Genomic DNA, 18147 nt, shown 5'->3' on the forward strand with positions numbered 1-18147 from the left:
ATACTAGATGAAAAAAGAGCCGAAAAGAAGGTGAAGCAATAATGGAAGAAATCAAACAGAAAATATTGGCTTATTTCAAAGAAAATGCGGCTAAGCCGTTAACAGTAGAAGAAATAGAGGAGCAATTGACGCTCGATGAATCAAGTGAGTTCACTGTCCTTGTCAAAGGGCTGAATGAACTAGAAGCAGAAGGACAGCTCGTACGGACAAGAAGCAATCGCTTCGGTTTGCCTGAGAAACTGAACCTCGTACGAGGAAAGATCCAGATGCATGCAAAAGGTTTTGCTTTCCTCATACCAGAGGAAGAGGGAGTGGCTGATGTTTATATCCACTATTCCGATCTTCAGTCTGCCATGAATAATGATATAGTGCTGGTACGCATCGAAAATCAGGCCGAGGGCGGACAGCGTCGTGAAGGACAGGTTGTTCGAATACTAGAGCGAGCAATAGCGGAGGTTGTCGGTACATATGAAGATAATGGCCGTTTCGGCTTCCTTATTGCCGATGACAAACGTATCCCGAATGATATCTTTATACCGCGCGGTGCTGCAGGCGGAGCGACTGATGGACACAAAGTCATCGCCAGAATCACAAAGTATCCGGAAGGACGCATGAGTGCAGAAGGAGAAGTAATCCGAATACTTGGTCATAAGAACGACCCGGGTATTGATATACTATCCATTATTTATAAGCATGGCATTTCCACTGAATTCCCGCCGGAAGTACTGGAACAGGCAGCGAATACACCAGATACGATTGATCCTGCAGAGATAGAAAACCGCCGGGATATCAGAGATATGATGACCGTTACCATAGATGGAGCAGACGCAAAGGATTTGGATGATGCGGTTTCTGTCAGCCGTCTTGAAAATGGGAACTATCGTCTTGTTGTTTCCATTGCGGACGTCTCTTATTATGTGGATGAGGGCTCTCCAATTGATGAAGAAGCTTTGGAACGAGCAACTAGTGTCTATCTTGTAGACCGTGTAATACCGATGATCCCTCATCGTCTTTCCAATGGTATCTGTTCCTTGAATCCTCAAGTGGACCGACTTACCTTGACATGTGATATGCAGATTACACCACAAGGAGAAGTGGTGGAACATGAGATTTACCAAAGTGTCATCAAAACGAATGAACGGATGACATATGGTGAAGTGAACCGAATATTACTTGAGGATGATCAGGAGCTTAAAGACCGCTATTCGGATCTTGTCCCGATGTTCCAGCAAATGGAGGATCTCGCCGCTGTACTGCGTAAGAAGCGTATGGACAGGGGAGCAATCGACTTCGATTTTCCAGAAGCACGAGTTGCAGTTGATGAAGAAGGAAAGGCCATTGATGTTATCCTGAGGGAGCGCTCTGTTGCAGAGAAGCTGATTGAGGAATTCATGCTTGCTGCCAATGAAACAGTTGCAGAGCATTTTCATTGGATGGATGTTCCAGCCATTCACAGGATCCATACTGATCCAGATCCAGATAAACTGCAGAATTTCTTCGAGTTCATTACGAGTTTAGGTTATACAGTCAGAGGATCATCCTCGGATATTCATCCTCAGACTTTGCAGAAGATCGTAGAACGTGTAAGAGGCACGCAGGAAGAAATGATTATCAACCGACTTATGCTGCGTTCGATGCAGCAGGCGAAATATGATCCGCAAGGTTTGGGTCACTTTGGTCTGGCGACGAAATTCTATACACATTTCACTTCGCCGATCCGACGTTATCCGGATTTGATCGTGCACCGGTTGATCCGCACGTATATTGTCAACAATCAGCTGGATAAAAAGACACAAGATCACTGGAAAGAACGGATGCCTGAGATTGCGAGACAGTCCTCGGAACGAGAACGTGCTGCTGTCGATGCAGAGCGGGAAACGGATGATCTGAAAAAAGCTGAATTTATGCAAGATAAAGTCGGTGAGGAATTTGATGGTGTCATCAGCTCTGTCACAGGCTTCGGATTATTCGTCGAGCTGCCGAATACAATTGAGGGTCTTGTTCATGTCAGTTATCTGACAGATGATTTCTACCACTTCGATGACAAGCGTTATGCGATGATCGGAGAGCGGACAGGCAATCAATTCCGTATCGGAGATGAAATCACAATTCGCGTTGTAAAGGTGAATATTGAAGAGCGTATCATCGACTTCGAAGTGGTCGGCATGAAGCCGCGTAAGCCACGGGAGAATCGTGACCGTCCTACAATTATTAAAGCCGAAAAGAAGAACAAACCAGGTGATCATCGTCCTCCGAAGAACAAAGGTAAAAAGAAGCCGCCGGCAAGAGGAAAGAAAAGCAAGAAACGCAACACAAGAAAAAGACCATAAAAATAACGCCCCGACTTTTATTGTCGGGGCGTTTGTTATCTGATATATTTTCCATAAATGAGCCAAGGATCATTATTTTCCGTAAAGCTGTCGCGAAAGACTCCAGGTATGCTGAAGGCAGTTTCGGGGGACACGTCCAGCTGCGGTACTAATTGCTTGTCCGATTGCTTGAGATAGTTGAACACTGTAGTCCATAATCCGTCTTGTTGAAATACATCTGGCCAGAAATATTGGATTTGAGCTATATCCTGACCTTTATAGTCTTCTTGAATCGCCATGATGCGGCTGGAATCAGGATCACGGAATACAGCCAGATTTTCTAAATAGTTATCCTCTAATATGGCTGAAGCATAAGGAATCGGGAAATACGCCTCATATGGATAGAAAACCGCTTTTGCTTCAACAGCTGCTTGTTTAATTACAGCTCGCTTTGTATCTGTTCCTTCAATCAATTCCCAAGGTGCAGCAGAAGGGACAATAAACTGTTCAGGGGCTTCCATCAACAGACTGATAAAGGAGCTCTCAGGCTGTATCTTGAGTTTATCAAGCACCCGCTGCGCAGGGAGATTAGACTTGAGGGTAATAGCACCGAGCCAATTCATCATTGGATCTTGTTCACAAGACGCAATAATATGCTGCAGCAAAGCAGTAGCATTTCCTTTGGAGTGAAAACGTATATCACTCCGCAATCGGCCGAGTATCCCATTTCCGTTCGGCAAACGAACCACCCCGGCTACTGCAGCAATACCTTCTTCTGTTTCCAAGCCGAATAAGGTTTGGGCTGGATTCTCGATCAGCTGCGGGAAGATTCGGAGGACATAGTCATCCTCGATGCCTGTCTGCATTTCAAGCACTGCCTGGTAATCATTTATTGTCAATTGTCTGATGGTTGTCATCTATGTACACTCCAATCGATCGGGTTCACCTATCTATACCCAATTCAGTATATGAATCGTTAGGATTATCATACAGTTTCTGATAAAATAAAGCTCGTAGTTAGGAGGAAGAAGTCTATGGCTAAGGGACAAGGTAGAGTACTCGCACAGAATAAGAAGGCTAATTTCGAATATGCGATCGAGGAAACGATGGAGGCAGGAATCGTGCTGCAAGGTACCGAGATCAAATCGATTCGTGCCGGCCGGGTGAATTTGAAGGATAGTTTTGCAAGGATTGACCGCGGCGAGGTGCGCATCATAAATATGCATATATCTCCTTATGAACAAGGGAACCGATTTAATCACGATCCGACAAGGACAAGGAAGCTGCTATTGCATCGCAAACAAATCGATAAATTGATAGGTCAGACCCAGCAGCAAGGTTATTCCTTAGTACCGATAAAGATGTATATCAAAGACGGCTTCGCGAAGATATTATTAGGTGTCGGTAAAGGGAAGAAGAAATATGATAAGCGTGAAGACCTCAAGCAAAAGCAGATGAAACGCGATGTAGATCGTGCTATGCGCGACCGCGATTACTAAACTTGCATTTTCTAATAAAGATGATATAATGGAAGTTGTCTGGGATTTGATTATCCTGATTTAGAACGGGTTACTTCCTGTAGCCCCCATATCATGGGGACGTTACGGATTCGACAGGGATAGTTCGAGCTCAGGCTGCGTGTCGAGGTTACGGCTCGTAAAACGTTACGCCTAAATATAACTGGCAAAACTAACAACAACTACTCTCTAGCAGCTGCGTAAGTAGCACTGGAGGATCCTTGCTGCTATCGCCCATGTGGCAGATTTGAGGGTCTCAAACTTAAGTGGGCTACGCCATTATTCTCGGCTTGCGGATAATCGGAAGAAGACAATCAAGCTAGCCTCGCTGAAAGCCTGTCGTTAGGCCGAAGCGTGTGCGAACTATAATATAACGAATACACACGTAGATGCCTGAGTGCCGTTATCTTTGGACGTGGGTTCGACTCCCACCGTCTCCATCCTTACATATTGGATGGAAAAAAGGCTTTGTGTTACTTAAAGCAAAAGCTTGCCTAATTGGCAAGCTTTTGCTTTATTTTTGTTTGGCAAGTGTGGGTTTTAACAAGAAAAAGTATACCTTCATAGAGAAGCACTTCATACAAACTAAACCAAAAGAGTGGATGAAAGTCGGAGATTTTAAGTAGCTTATTTCCTTGGAAGCTATAAGGTCGTAAGCATAATTAAAGTTCTTTATTCAACGCCACCATAATATATATAAACCACCAGAACTAGCTAACTTGTACCTACTCTGTTTCCCTTTAATCTCAAACTTTTTTTGAGGTAATCCATACCACTTACAGTAGAGATTTACACAATGGTTAAATTGGTGTTTTACCATTTAGATGTTATGCCAATGTTCGCAAGCTGCTTCTCATCCGAACACCTGTAATTAGTATATCTATGATAATTCACTTGAAGAAAAATTGTACTGTTTATTTGAAGGTAAATGGAAATTTTATGTTAAAATATAAGAACTGAATGAGATTGTTTAACTAACGACAGTTGAGTGAAAGAGCAATGATTAAACTGATATTCAACAATTGGTCCAAATTGCTTAATAAGCATAACCTATAGAAAGGGGTAGTTTGATGGAGTTTTGGTACTTACTATTGCTTTTGATAGGTATTGTTTTTATTATTGTCGGTCTTACAAAAAAGGGTGTGCCTGCGGCTGTTAAAGTCGTTATATTATTATTTGTTTTTGGAGTTCTATTTATAGTTATTTCAGTGTTTATGTTTCTTCCTGGTAGTGATGAGATTGTTGCAGAACTGCTGAAATTAGATTGGTGATTTCTTATTCAATATGCCTATTTAAAGCAATCGGGCGCGATCTTTGAATAAAATGTGGAATGATGTACTTAAATTAAAGGATTGAATAAATTGCATTTAAAATCATAGGAAAAGGAGCTTGGATAATCAAGCTCCTTTTTTGTGTTTTGTACTCCTAAACCGACCCGTGATATAGATGGCTATTTAAGATAGATAATTATATCGCCTAGGTTCCAATACCTGCCTTAAAGTATTTGTAAACAGATCATATGATAAAATTACCTCTCCTACAAGAAAACCCCATACTTAATCGAATGGGGCTTTTTTGGTGTTTGATTTGTTAATACTCTATTTGAGAAGAATTAGCTGCACGATAATTTATTTATCAACATTTTGTCTAGTTACCAACTTTACTGTACTTATCATCAGAGCTATAACGATATGAATCGACCTAAATACTCTATGCAACTATATGCTTTATATCTTCACTATTGGCAACAATATGCTTTATAATAAGTGTGAATGTCATTTAAAAAAGATTTGATTGTATTGTTGTTTGGCAACGTATTGGTTTAATTACTATGGTTAAAGATACACCGGAACGTTTAATCGTTCCGGGCTTTTTTAAAGCATTACTATAAGTGTTTAGATCCCTGTCCTGATAGACTGTTTCATCTCTTAAACAACATTAATATACATTACTTGTTTTTTTCGAGAAAATAACACTTATATAGTTAATTGATGATCAAAGTGAGGTAGAAAAAATGATTGCAAAAACAGAAGAAGACTTTAATGGCTTGAAGGAAATTGGCAAAATTGTCGGCTCCATTAGAGACGAATTGGTACAAAGAACAGTTCCTGGCATAACGACGAAAGAACTTGATGATATTGCCGGTGAGATGTTTGCGAAAGAAGGAGCGGTTTCAGCGCCGAAAAGTGAATATGATTTTCCTGGCCATACTTGTATTAGTGTCAATGATGAAGTGGCGCATGGTATTCCAGGGAGTCGGGTTATTTCTGAAGGGGATCTAGTAAATGTAGATGTTTCTGGATCTAAGAACGGTTATTTCGCAGATACAGGAATCTCGTTTGTGGTGGGCGAAGGAGAAGAAATTTTAACGAAAATATGTGACGTTGCTAAACAAGCATTTGAAGCAGGCCTTAAGAAAGCAAAACCTGGTTCCAAAAAAAGCGGAATCGGAAGAGCAGTATTCCAAACAGCAAGACAGAATGATTTAACTGTTATCACAAACCTTACAGGACATGGTATTGGACGCACAATTCACGAAGCTCCTGACCATATTTATAATTATAAGGATACATTTGATGATGAATTATTAAAGGATGGGATGGTTATCGCATTCGAACCATTTATCTCAACCTTAGAAGAAGAAGTATTCCAAAAAAATGACGGCTGGACCTATGCTACAGAAAAAAGCTTTGTAGCTCAAGTGGAACATACGATTATCCTTACTAAAAATGGACCGATTATTGTCACACTTTAATGGGATCAAGTGGATTTTTCTTTTACCGTCTCCATCCTTACATTAGGAATGGAGTAAAGCCTGGAACGTAACGTTCCAGGCTTTTTATTATGCAATGTGAAAATTAAGATTGATGTCTGGATAGATACTGTTTCAGCCATTCTACGATACGTTCACTTGTCTGCCCGTCGCCGTATGGATTGACTGCTTCAGCTGTATGCTGGTGAAATGATGTATCTGTAAGCAAATTCTCGATGGTTCCTTTAATGATTTGCTTATCTGTCCCTGCCAAGATAAGTGTTCCTGCTTCTACACCTTCTGTCCTTTCCGTCGAATCCCTTACTATAATTACAGGAACATTAAAAGCTGGTGCTTCTTCCTGGATGCCTCCTGAATCTGTGACTACTAAATAGGCGTGTTTGAGAAGATAAGTAAAGGAAGCATAATCTAAGGGGTCAATGATATGGATACGATCATGTTCCCGCATTGATTTACTGATTTGGTTACGTACATTCGGGTTCGGATGTACCGGGAAGATAACTTCTACCTCTTTATGATGATCTGTTATTTCCAGAATGGCATCATGAATTTGCGTTAAGTGATGGAAATTTTCCCTTCTATGTGTAGTCAGGAGGATGAGTCTTTTATTGGATTTTACGTATTGGGAAATTTCTGTGACGGCAGGAGGTACGTTATGGTGTATGTAGAAGAGAGCATCAATTACAGGATTACCGACTACAAAAATATGACGTACATCTATACATTCCTTGATTAGATTTTCTTTGTTTTGTTCTGTAGGTGCTAAATGGAAAGTTGCTAGTCGGGTGACCAGCTGTCGGTACATTTCCTCTGGAAAAGGAGAGTAAGGATTGTCTGTTCGCAATCCTGCTTCCACGTGTACGACAGGAATACGCTCGTGAAATGCAATGAATGCACCAGTGAATGTTGTGGCGGTGTCACCGACCACAAAAACAAGATCAGGCTTTTCTTTTCTCAAGATTGCAGAAATGACAGGTATAGCTTCATGAACTACTAGTTCTGCGGATTGATTGGGTTTCATCAGCTTTAGATTATAATCTGGTTCGATAGCGAATGTTTGGAGTACGTCATCTAACAGATCTGCGTGCTGCCCGGTATTGATAACCAGCGTGGCAAAATCAGGATTATCTTTTAATTTGTTGAGGATAGGAGCTAGTTTAATACCCTCTGGTCTTGTACCCAGTACAAAAGCTATCTTCATGAACTGCTCCTTTCTTAAACTAAGCTGATTTGTACAATGGCATCTCCGTCCATTTTAAACTCCGGAAACATTTCATTCCCCCACACTTGCAGCTGATGCTGTACGACAGCTCTAAGCTGCGTATTATATAATTTTTGATCTGCTGTTATATTTTCCTCTTCATATTTTCTTTCATGGTAGAGAACAACATCAATCCAATTCATTTTATAAGCATCTGCTATTCGAAGAAACATCATATAGTCAGATGCTAGCAATGCTTCGCCGTTCAATTCTGCTGGCCAACCATCTAGCTTCTCAAGGATCGATTTTCGAAACATACGCGGACTGTGTGATGCGCCCCCTGTCAAAGCATGGTACTTATTTGTATAATGGATTCCTTTGATTTCCGGGCCTTTTTGCAGACCCGATGACGGGTTATCGTACCATATCCTCTTGTTTGCATACACTAGGCCATATGATTTATCCAGCCGTTCAAAGTCAAACAGCATAGTCTCTACTGCACGCTCATCCAGCCAAGCATCTCCATCCAATTCCAGTACATATTTGCCTAATACATATTCCAGCCCTGCATTCAATGCTTCTGCTTTTACGCCGCTTGCTATGTGGAGCGGTATGACTCGAGGATCGTTTCGATTTGTTATTTGCTGCAGTGTATCATCTGTGGAACCTATGTCGATTGCTACTACGTGGATATTGGAATGTGTTTGCTTTAGTACACTATCAAGGCATTTGCCAATATAAGCTCCATGATTGTGAGTGGTAATTAAAACTGTCACATCAGGAATATCCTTTCGTTTCTTGCGATGGTCCAAGCTAGCCTTCATGCTCTGTAAATAAAGCCCCTGTGCACCAGTGATCGTTGTAAGGGATAAGGCGCTGTTTACGCGATATTCCATCAAGGTATGACGTATTAATTGGATATTACCTTGTTCCATCAGACGAATCCAGAATTCATAATCAGACACTACGCCATAACTGGTATCATAGCCGCCCGCTTTTTTAAATGCGGACTGACGGAAGAGGAAGGAAGCTCCGACGAAACAGATGGATAATATTTCTTCTTTATTCCTGTTCATCAGTGTTTCCATCGTTTGCAGCCATTGTGTTTCATCTGCAAAGCGCTGCCCTTTTTCATCGATGAGCCAATAATAAGAGTAGAGAAGGACAGTATCTTCCGGAGCTTGCTGTATATGATTATAAAATGTTAGCAGAAAAAGCGGATCCTGCCGATTGTCAATAGAAATCCACGTTAAGTAAGGACAGTCTTTTAAATAGGAAAAACCTTCATTCAAGGAATAGGCAATACCCATATTCTTTTTTCGATAGATGATGCGATAAGGTATAGTTAAGATGCTGGAAGCATTATATACTGCTTCTGCTGTTTCTTCATTTGCACCATCTATGACGATGATCAATTTGTAATCACGGTACACTTGTTTTTCCATTGCTCCTAAGCATTCATGTATATACGCGGGATCCTGATTATAAACGGGCAATACAACCCCAATTGTCATAATTTCTCCTCCTCACATAGAAAAGTATGTAGGAATGGACTTATTCATACGTTTTTATGCTGTAGACGATGTTGTTTCGCAGATCTAAAAGCTTTCAAAGACAGGTACATCGAGATGATCATATGGAAGAGGTAAATGGAAGATAAGCTGATAAAAGCAGCTTTCCGATTAACGAAATGAATTGAAACTGCTTAAACACTGCACTGCATCATAAAAATGGATTATTTGAAATCTTATTTATTCCATTAAAAGGAGGAGGTATTTTAACCTATATGGAAAAGTTATTTCTATTTTGAATTAGAATTATTTGGTGGTATAAGTTCACTTTTGTTTAGGGTACAGATGATATTGAAGAAGCTGTGTAGGGTTAAAAATGTCTATTATTCGGAATTGTCGGAGGGGGAGGTGGTATTAAGAGAGTTCCAGTTATCGGTTACTATATAGAAATTTTCGATAAGATTATACTTGTAGGAAAGGCAATGCGATAAGATAACATTGCCTTACAACAATTTAATGAATTCATTATATGTTTTTGCTTTGATCAGATTTTGCACAATGGATCTGTTTTCAATTATTTTTAATAGGATATCATATAAAGACTGCAAGTCCTCCATACTTTTCTTTTTAACACAAAGTAGTCCTATAAATTGTATGGGTTTATCGTTCCACATGATAGCTTTTTCCAATGTACAAACAGCTAAAATAGTTTCATTGGATTGAGGTGAGATAGGGTGAGGTATAGCTACTAGATTTTCATATGCAGTTGGAGCGATCTTTTCTCTCTCATAAACTGCTTCGAGAAAAGTGTGATCAACTAACCCATCTTTCACTAATTTACTGTTTAGAAATTCAAGAACTTCTTCTTTAGATGTGAAATTTTCTCTTAAAAATACAAGATCTTTAGGAAAATAGATTTGATGTTTTTCCTTTTTTGTGAGGAAGTGTCTCTTTATTTTTTGTAGGTCTTCCTCTCCTAAAACTGCGTTAACCTCAATTACCGGAATAGCTAATTTTTGCTGGATGGGAATAGAACTGATAATAAAATCAATATCAGTTAAGTCATATTGATTAAGCTTGTAATATTCAGTTGTACCAACAACATCAAGAGATTGACCAAAGTAGCTATTGAGTTTATAAAATATAAGTTTTGCTGTTCCTAACCCCGAAGCGCAGACAACTAAACACCGACTTGGACCTTTTTTTAACTTGTTTTTTTCTATGGCAGCTCCTATATGTAAGGCAATATATCCCAATTCATTCTCGTCTATCTTAGAATCTATGGCTACCTCAATTGCTTTACCTGCTATTACAGCAGCTTCGTAAGATAATAGGTAATTCTTTTTTATATCGTCCAACATTGGATTTCTAATATTCATTCCATATTTAAAACGGTTAATGGCCGGTTTTAAGTGTAATGCTAAAGCCATTCTTAATTCATCATCTTCATTGATTCCCAGGTTCAATTCTTGTTCTACTTTTTGAAGTGCATAGTCTACTAGTTGACCTATCTCTTCTTCTATAAGTCCTTTAACTGCCTTATTTCCATTAGAATCGGCAACGATCTTCGTTCCCAGCAAGTGAATAGCAATATAGGCAATCTCCTCCTTAGGGAATTGAACATCAAACGTATACTCAACGTCTTTTACTATCTCGCCTGCGACAATATATTCCTGTTTGTCCAATATGTCATCTAGATCGCTTTTAAATATTTTAACGTAGTTATTAAATTTAATTCTATTAATGGCAATCGAAATATGAACCAACAGATTATTAAAGGCTATATCAGATAAAGGAATATTGTGCATATTGATTTTTTCTAAAAGGATTCTCTTAACTGTATTGAGGTCCTCCTCGGCCATAAATTGCTCACTCAGAAAATAATGATTGCCTTCTGCTTTTCTGTTGAATAAATACTCAGACATACAAAAGCGCATTTTCAATTCGTTTCCTTTTAATTTTAAACCATGATTTGGTCGAGAGGTGAGTTGAATATTATATTTAGAGAGGGACTCCTTAACGATTTTTAAATCATTTTGAACAGTGGATTTACTAACAAATAATAAATCCGCAATCTCATCAAGTTTCACATAATGTTCGCTCATGAGTAGATGCTTTATCATAAAGGATACACGGTCTTCTGGCTGACTTGGTACATATTGAAGTTCTAAATCTCCAGTTATGGAACGAATATACTTATAAAATTGCTTCTCATGAATAATATTAAGCTGATAACCTTTACCCATTATAGATTCAATGATGGCACCGTGATCAGTGATTAAAGCGTTTACTATTTTTACATCTTCCCGTATGGTTCGGACACTGACTTGATTATGATTGGCCAAATACTTTCCGCTTATTGGTGTTTCAAGAGACATTAAATGTTTAAGTATAGATTTGCCTCTTTTTGTTAACATTTGCAATCACCACTCCTATATTTTTAAGAAAGCGCTTTCTATTTTATGCTGGAAAAGTTCTGGCTCATACTGAACCAGAACCGCTTGATAGTATTTTATCACAACAATGGTACGCTTTTGTCTTGGTTAAAATCCATTATTGCGCGAAACTTCGGTAAACCATTGAGCGCTTTTCTTTAGAGAGCGTTCCTTTGTTTCAATATTTACAGAAATAAAACCATAACGATTTTTGTAAGCATTCATCCAAGACCAATTGTCCATGAAAGTCCATAGATGGTATCCCTTAACATTACAGCCTGCTTCAATAGATTTATGCAGCCATTTTAGATGTTCACGAATAAATTCAATTCGATAATCATCTTGAATTTGCTCATTTTGCATAAATCTTTCCTCGTCTTCAACACCCATGCCATTTTCGGAAATAAAGGATTCAATGTTTCCATAGTTATCTTTTAAGTTAATCAAAATATCGAATATCCCTTTTTCGTAAATCTCCCAACCGCGGTATTTATTCATTTTTCTGCCAGGCATTTCGTATCTATCAAAAAACCATTCTGGCATAAGTGGGCTTTCGAGATTAACAGCATATTCTTTTGCTTTTACACGACGAGGTTGATAATAATTCACGCCAAGAATATCCACTGTATTATTTTTTATTAAATCTAAATCTCCATCAAGTATAAGCGGAAGCTCGCTATATTCCTTGATAATCTCAATTAATTCTTGTGGATATTTTCCAAGTACTGCCGGATCCAGGAAACAGCGATTAAAGAATAAATCTGCAATTCCAGCGGCTTTCAAATCCGCAGGATGGTCACTTCTTGGATAGGAAGGTGTTAAATTAAGAATGATACCTATTTTACCATCTTCAAATTGAAGGGAATGATAGACTTCAACTGCTTTTGCACTGGCAACAACAGTGTTGTAAGCCACTTGTGTTGCTCTTTTGAAATCAACTATATTTGGATAATGTATATTATAGAGATAACCTGCTTCGACTGGAACAATAGGTTCATTAAAAGTGAACCACTTTTTCACTCGATCACCGAATAATTCAAAGCATATTTTCGCATAGCCTTTATAAGCTTCAACAACTTCTCGGCTTTCCCAGCCGCCTTCATTTTGCAAATCAAGCGGCATATCGAAATGATAGAGATTAACAAATGGCTCTATACCATTATCTATCAAGTTGTTAATTACAGCATTGTAGAAGCTAACGGCTCTTTGGTTAACTTCTCCGCGGCCTGATGGAATTAATCGTGACCACGAGATGGAAATACGGAATGAATTATGGCCAATTTGCTTCATCAAACGGATGTCTTCTTTATAATGATGGTAAAAATCCGATGTGGATTCAGGACCGACATTATTAAAAAAGCGGTTTGATTCTAATTCATACCAATGATCCCAGATGTTTTTACCTTTTCCGTCTTTATTTGCAGCACCTTCAATTTGTGTAGCAGAAGTAGCGCTGCCCCACCAAAAGCCTTCGGGGAATTTATAGGATAATTCCATTTATAAAACCTCCATCAATTGAGCTGCTATTTAAAACGATAAAGTTCAATAAACTCTACTGCCAGGTCTCGAACGGTCATTGCTGTCATTAGATGGTCTTGAGAATGAATCAATAATACACTAATAATGTTTCCATTACCGTTTGCTTCTTCTTGTAACAGTTTTGTTTGAACACTGTGTGCTTTACTTAATTCTTCACCAGCTTCTTTGATCAATTCATCTGCACGTTCAAAATTTCCTTGCTTTGCTTCCTGTATTGCTTCCATTGCATTTGCTTTGCCGTTTCCTGCATAAAGAATGATTTGAAATGATATTTCTTCCATCGTTTCCAATTTAATAACCTCCAATATAAAACTTATCTACGTTGCATTTTTATTTCATTAGACTTTAGATAGCCATATACAGCGCCTAACAAGTTTGCATCTTGAGCAAATTTACATCTTGCAATACTTGGTTTGATTTTAGCTAAGTCGATTTTCTCGATGATAAGGTCGAGCTTTTGAGTGATTTTTTCAATTAAATCTTCTCTTTGGCTGATCCCGCCGCCTATTAAAATCACTTCAGGATCATAGATGTATTGCAAGTTGTATATTCCGACTGCTAAAAGGTGGTAGAAATCCTCCACAATTTTGGCTACCTCAACATCGCCCGATTCGGCTAATTCAAATACCTGTTCTCCAGTTAAAACATGTGAATCTACCTGTTTTAAGCTAGCAACTTTTTTTACTAAAGCTTTTGTAGATGCTAGTCTGCTCCAGACATCATCACTATTCGAGATACTGTTGGTAAGCAGCATATAACCAAATTCACCACCATGTAAATTGGCTCCTTTATGTAAACTGCCATTCTTAAAAATAGCCCCGCCAATCCCAGTTCCTATAACCATAACTAAAACATCATTCTTTCCCTTGCCGTTGCCATCCCAAATCTCAGCATACCCTGCACAATTTGCATCATTCTCGAGATATACATGCAAGCCTGTTTTTTCTCCAATTAGCTGTTTCATATTGGGGCCGTGGATGTAAGGAACAGCGCTGGATCCGTAAATAATTCCATCATCAGAAACAGCGCCAGGACAACTAACAGCGATGCCCGAAATATTACTTAAAGATTGACTTAAATGCTCGATAAGATCTAGTAGTGATTGAAGGGTCTCAGGTGTTTTAACTTTATTTAAATGAGTGATTACGGCATTTTCTGAAACTACTCCGTATTTAACAAATGTTCCACCTATATCAATTGCCAAAAAGTTCTTCATATTATTTTCCTTCTTTGCATGGAGTCTGTCTGTCTCTTATTTATATTCTTCTTCTATAACTTCAAGCTGTCTTGATTTGATCAGTTCTTTATACCAATAACCTGATTTTTTTAGACTACGGTTACGGTTTTCATTTAAATTGATTTCTACTAGACCATACCGATTTTTAAATGCATTCATTGGTGAAACATTATCTGTAAATGCCCAGAGCATATAACCTGTGCAGTTTGACCCCTCATCAACGGCTTTTAATAACCATTGTAAATGTTCACTTATAAACTCAATACGATAATCATCTTGAATTATATTATCTTCGTTTTTAAAGCGATGTTCATTTTCAACACCCATACCATTTTCTGCAATGAACCATTCAATGTTGCCATATTCCTCTTTCATTCGAAGTGCAATATCATACATTATTTGAGGATAAATTTCCCAACCGCGGTATGGGTTCATTTTTTTCCCTGTTAATTCGTGTTTATCATAATAATATTCCGGATGGAAAGGAGTATCCTCGTTCCATGCAGCAGTTCTTGCTTTCACGCGGTGGGGGAAATAAAGGTTTAAACCAACGTAGTCTACAGTGTTTTCTTTAATAAGTCTTAATTCATCTTCCGTATAATCGAATGTTATGTCATGTTTCTCCATTAGTTCAAATAATTCTGGTGGGAATTCTCCCTTAATAGAAGGATCTAAGAATACACGATTAAAGAATAAATCATAGATGCGTGCAGCTTTTTGATCATGTTCTGCAGAGGATCTTGCATATGTTACTTCGGGATTAATGATATTACCAATCTTTGCATCGAATTTCTCTTTTAACTGCATTTGTTTAAATAGCTTCACAACTTTTGCTGTAGCTAAAGATTTGTTGTAATTCCATTGCATCCATTTTTTTGTATTTTGCTCAAAGGGCCAGCGAATGGCATCTAAATGAACGCGAGTCTGTACCACTATGGGTTCATTGAATGTAAACCAATGTTTGACCCGGCTGCCGTATCGGTTGAAAACCTTTTCTGCATACTTTTCAAATAATTCCACAACATGTTTCGAACCCCAGCCACCGTATTTTTCAAACAGAACAGCTGGCAGTTCGTAGTGTTCGAGGCAAATCATCGGTTCAATGCCGTTGTTAAGTAATTCATCAATTACGTTTTCATAATAAGCAGCATATTCTTCATCAACTACGGCATTTTCATAATCTACTAAAAATCTGGCCCAGTTTATAGAAGTTCGATAATGTGTAAGTCCAATTTGTTTCATCATTTGAATATCTTCTTTGTAACGGTTGTAAAAATCTGTTGCTACAGCTGGGCCATAGCCATTATGCCAGACATTCTTATTGTTTTTATACCAAAGGTCTAAATAGGAGTCCTGAAAATCCTTTTTACCGGACCAACCTTCCGTTTGCCAGGCAGAAGAAGCGGCACCAATAATGAAGTTATCTGGTACTTTGATTACTTTGTTAGACAATTTTATCATCCCGTCCTTGTTTTTGATCTTTAGTAGTTGTTTGCTCAGTCCTGAAATATTGCTTATCTAGAATTCTTAAGAATGGCAGCCAGATTAGTACAACAATCACGAGATTTACTAACTGCAGGATTGCACCGGCAATTGAATTCGTAACCAGCATACCGCTTATAAATATCGGTGTTGTCCAAGGTACATGTACTCCTGTTGATACGGGAACCAATCCACTTGCCATTGCAAAGTAAGTGACAATGGTAACAATTACTGGAGAAAGCAGCCAAGGAATAATTACCATAGGATTCATAACAATAGGCAAACCGAAGATCAAAGGTTCGTTAACATTGAAAACAGCAGCAGGACCGCCAAGCTTTCCGAGATTTTTTAATTGCCGACTCCTTGTGAATAGGAAGATACCTAAGATTACAGCCATTGTCATACCAGTTCCGCCCATGCCCACTATGAATGTATCTACAAACTGGTTGTTTACTATATGAGGACGTTCCAGACCAGCATTGAATGCTTCTAGATTTTCAAGTGATAAAGTCATCCAAATTGGATCCATAATGGAATTAACAATAATCTGTCCATGAAGCCCGAAGAACCAAAATACTTGTATTAATAGAACAGCGATAATTGTTGGAATCAGACCGCTTCCTAAAGAAGTTAATGGCTGCTGAATAAGTGTATAAATAAAATTCTGTAAGGTTTCGAATGAAGTGTAGCTGAAAATAGCACGGATTGCTAAAAAGAAAGTTAATGTTAATGTAATCGGAATTAATGAGCTGAAAGATTTTGCCACAGCATCAGGTACACCTTGAGGCATTTTGATAGTCCAATTTCTCTTAACGAAGAATTTATAAATTTCTACTGATACAAATGCTGTGAAAATCCCTAAGAATAAGCCTTGGGCACCTAAAGCTGCAGATGGGATAACCCCAGAAATACCTTCCAAGACTTGCGGTGTCAAAATGATGAAAGAAGCCAGTGCAGCGAAGCCGCCATACAAAGCTTCTAACCCATATTGCTGAGTCAATTTATAGGCGATGCCGAAGATAACAAAAAGACCCATAATACTTAATGTAGAAGCAGAAGCAGGCCCTAAAATACTTTGATATTCTTCCAAAGCATTTTCACTGATTATTTTGTCCAGGAAAGGTATGTTCGCTAATACGACAAATAGAGATCCGAAAATAATAAAAGGCAAAGCAACCATAAAGCCATCGCGCAGTGCGCCCAGATAACGGTTATTATTTAATTTATCAGCAATAGGTAATAATATGTTTTCTAATGTCTCTGTGAATTTACTTCCCATAATGGTTCCCCCTTATCAAACCTTTTTTTGGATTAATTCCAATGCTTTATCCAGCACTGCTTCTCCGTCGATGCGTCCGTAAGAAATAGGATCGATCACATCAACTGGAACACCTTTCTCATCAGCAACTTTTGAGATCTTTTTGAAGAGAAACCTCATTTGAGGACCAATTAACAGTACATCAGCTTTTTCCATGTCGGATTCAGCCTTATCCTGTGCCACAGCCCAAATCTCTGCTTCAATTCCTTTTTCTCGAGCAGCATCTTTCATTTTGGATACTAATAAACTTGTAGACATTCCAGAAGAACAAGCAAGTAGAATTTTCATCAATATTTCCCCCTATATCCGAATAATGATATCGCTTACAAAATTGATTATATATTTTGTGCAGAGGGAACTGTACATATTATTTTTCCTCTTTAAGGGTGAAATCTTTAAAATCTATCCGAATCTATTTTCATTAAGTAAAGTAAATAAGCTTAATGAATTGAGAAGGGGTACAGACATAAAAAAATAAGATAGTGCTGAGAAAAATCTCTGCACCACCTTATATTTATTCGTGTTTCCACGTTGTTTCCTCGCCTTTTGTCGGACATACAGGAAACACATCGTTTTCTTTTATTTCAACTCTTTCACCTGACTGACAGATATATACACTCGTTTGCGGTACACCTTGTCCTGTCCGGAATTCGCGTGTATCATTACTCATCTTGTACACCTCCAAATTTACATATATAGTCTATCCCTTCCCTTTAGGGCTTACTCTAAACAGTTTACGAAGCTTTGGTTATGTTTTTGTAATAGAGAATATAGGCTATATGGCTTCCTTGCGTACTCATATCGCGATACAATCATAATAGTTAC

Annotated in this window: 15 protein-coding genes and 1 other RNA gene; 5 read left to right on the forward strand and 11 right to left on the reverse strand. The window is 38.5% G+C overall.

The genetic code is table 11. The annotated features are described in order from the left end of the window. Positions 1-41 precede the first annotated feature (41 nt). Positions 42-2330, forward strand: coding sequence for a ribonuclease R (gene rnr / locus AE2B122_RS08290; RefSeq protein WP_095218403.1), 2289 nt, complete (start codon positions 42-44; stop codon positions 2328-2330). Positions 2331-2365: 35 nt separating this feature from the next. On the opposite strand, the gene AE2B122_RS08295 is transcribed toward rnr, so the two are convergent. Beyond that, positions 2366-3226 carry a hypothetical protein gene (locus AE2B122_RS08295; RefSeq protein WP_175073718.1) on the reverse strand — a complete coding sequence of 287 codons (861 nt, stop codon included), beginning with the start codon at positions 3224-3226 and terminating at the stop codon, positions 2366-2368. 117 nt (positions 3227-3343) lie between these two features. On the opposite strand from AE2B122_RS08295, the gene smpB reads away from it, so the two are divergent. The 4 genes from smpB (at position 3344) to map (ending at position 6581) form a co-directional block, all read left to right on the forward strand. Next, complete coding sequence (gene smpB / locus AE2B122_RS08300; protein WP_038564783.1) at positions 3344-3808, forward strand: SsrA-binding protein SmpB; 465 nt, start codon at positions 3344-3346, stop codon at positions 3806-3808. Positions 3809-3903: 95 nt separating this feature from the next. After that, positions 3904-4269, forward strand: a transfer-messenger RNA (tmRNA) gene (ssrA, locus tag AE2B122_RS08305). 627 nt (positions 4270-4896) lie between these two features. Continuing rightward, entirely contained in the window at positions 4897-5097 is a 201-nt protein-coding gene (locus tag AE2B122_RS08310; RefSeq protein ID WP_175073719.1) for a hypothetical protein, read from the forward strand. A 743-nt stretch (positions 5098-5840) separates the two neighbouring features. Further along, positions 5841-6581, forward strand: a complete 741-nt coding sequence (gene map / locus AE2B122_RS08315; protein ID WP_095218401.1) for a type I methionyl aminopeptidase — start codon at positions 5841-5843, stop codon at positions 6579-6581. Between the two features lie 103 nt (positions 6582-6684). On the opposite strand, the gene wecB is transcribed toward map, so the two are convergent. From wecB to AE2B122_RS08365, 10 genes are all read right to left on the reverse strand, one after another. Continuing rightward, the gene (gene wecB / locus AE2B122_RS08320; RefSeq protein WP_175073720.1) at positions 6685-7800 is read right to left on the reverse strand and encodes a non-hydrolyzing UDP-N-acetylglucosamine 2-epimerase; all 1116 of its coding nucleotides are present in this window, start codon (positions 7798-7800) and stop codon (positions 6685-6687) included. Positions 7801-7814: 14 nt separating this feature from the next. Next, positions 7815-9314, reverse strand: a complete 1500-nt coding sequence (locus tag AE2B122_RS08325; protein WP_175073721.1) for a glycosyltransferase — start codon at positions 9312-9314, stop codon at positions 7815-7817. 500 nt (positions 9315-9814) lie between these two features. After that, on the reverse strand, positions 9815-11728 hold the full coding sequence (locus AE2B122_RS08330; protein WP_175073722.1) for a BglG family transcription antiterminator: 1914 nt from the start codon (positions 11726-11728) through the stop codon (positions 9815-9817). 126 nt (positions 11729-11854) lie between these two features. Then, a complete protein-coding gene (locus AE2B122_RS08335) occupies positions 11855-13243 on the reverse strand; it encodes a glycoside hydrolase family 1 protein (protein ID WP_175073723.1) in 1389 nt (462 codons plus the stop codon). A 26-nt stretch (positions 13244-13269) separates the two neighbouring features. Next, positions 13270-13566 (reverse strand): PTS lactose/cellobiose transporter subunit IIA, encoded by a 297-nt coding sequence (locus AE2B122_RS08340; RefSeq protein WP_170937615.1) that lies wholly within the window; start codon positions 13564-13566, stop codon positions 13270-13272. A 32-nt stretch (positions 13567-13598) separates the two neighbouring features. Beyond that, positions 13599-14501, reverse strand: a complete 903-nt coding sequence (locus tag AE2B122_RS08345) for an ROK family protein (RefSeq protein ID WP_175073724.1) — start codon at positions 14499-14501, stop codon at positions 13599-13601. 36 nt (positions 14502-14537) lie between these two features. Continuing rightward, positions 14538-15974: a glycoside hydrolase family 1 protein gene (locus tag AE2B122_RS08350; RefSeq protein WP_254593457.1), complete on the reverse strand. Its 1437-nt coding sequence runs from the start codon at positions 15972-15974 to the stop codon at positions 14538-14540. Then, positions 15967-17283, reverse strand: coding sequence for a PTS cellobiose transporter subunit IIC (gene celB, locus AE2B122_RS08355; protein WP_095218393.1), 1317 nt, complete (start codon positions 17281-17283; stop codon positions 15967-15969). Before celB ends, AE2B122_RS08350 begins: the two co-directional genes overlap by 8 nt. Positions 17284-17298: 15 nt before the next feature. Further along, positions 17299-17613, reverse strand: coding sequence for a PTS sugar transporter subunit IIB (locus AE2B122_RS08360; RefSeq protein WP_095218392.1), 315 nt, complete (start codon positions 17611-17613; stop codon positions 17299-17301). A gap of 223 nt (positions 17614-17836) precedes the next feature. After that, entirely contained in the window at positions 17837-17992 is a 156-nt protein-coding gene (locus AE2B122_RS08365; RefSeq protein ID WP_175073726.1) for a hypothetical protein, read from the reverse strand. Between the last annotated feature and the right edge of the window lie 155 nt (positions 17993-18147).

It is taken from the genome of Terribacillus sp. AE2B 122 (assembly GCF_902497585.1).
Taxonomy (GTDB): domain Bacteria; phylum Bacillota; class Bacilli; order Bacillales; family Amphibacillaceae; genus Terribacillus; species Terribacillus saccharophilus_A.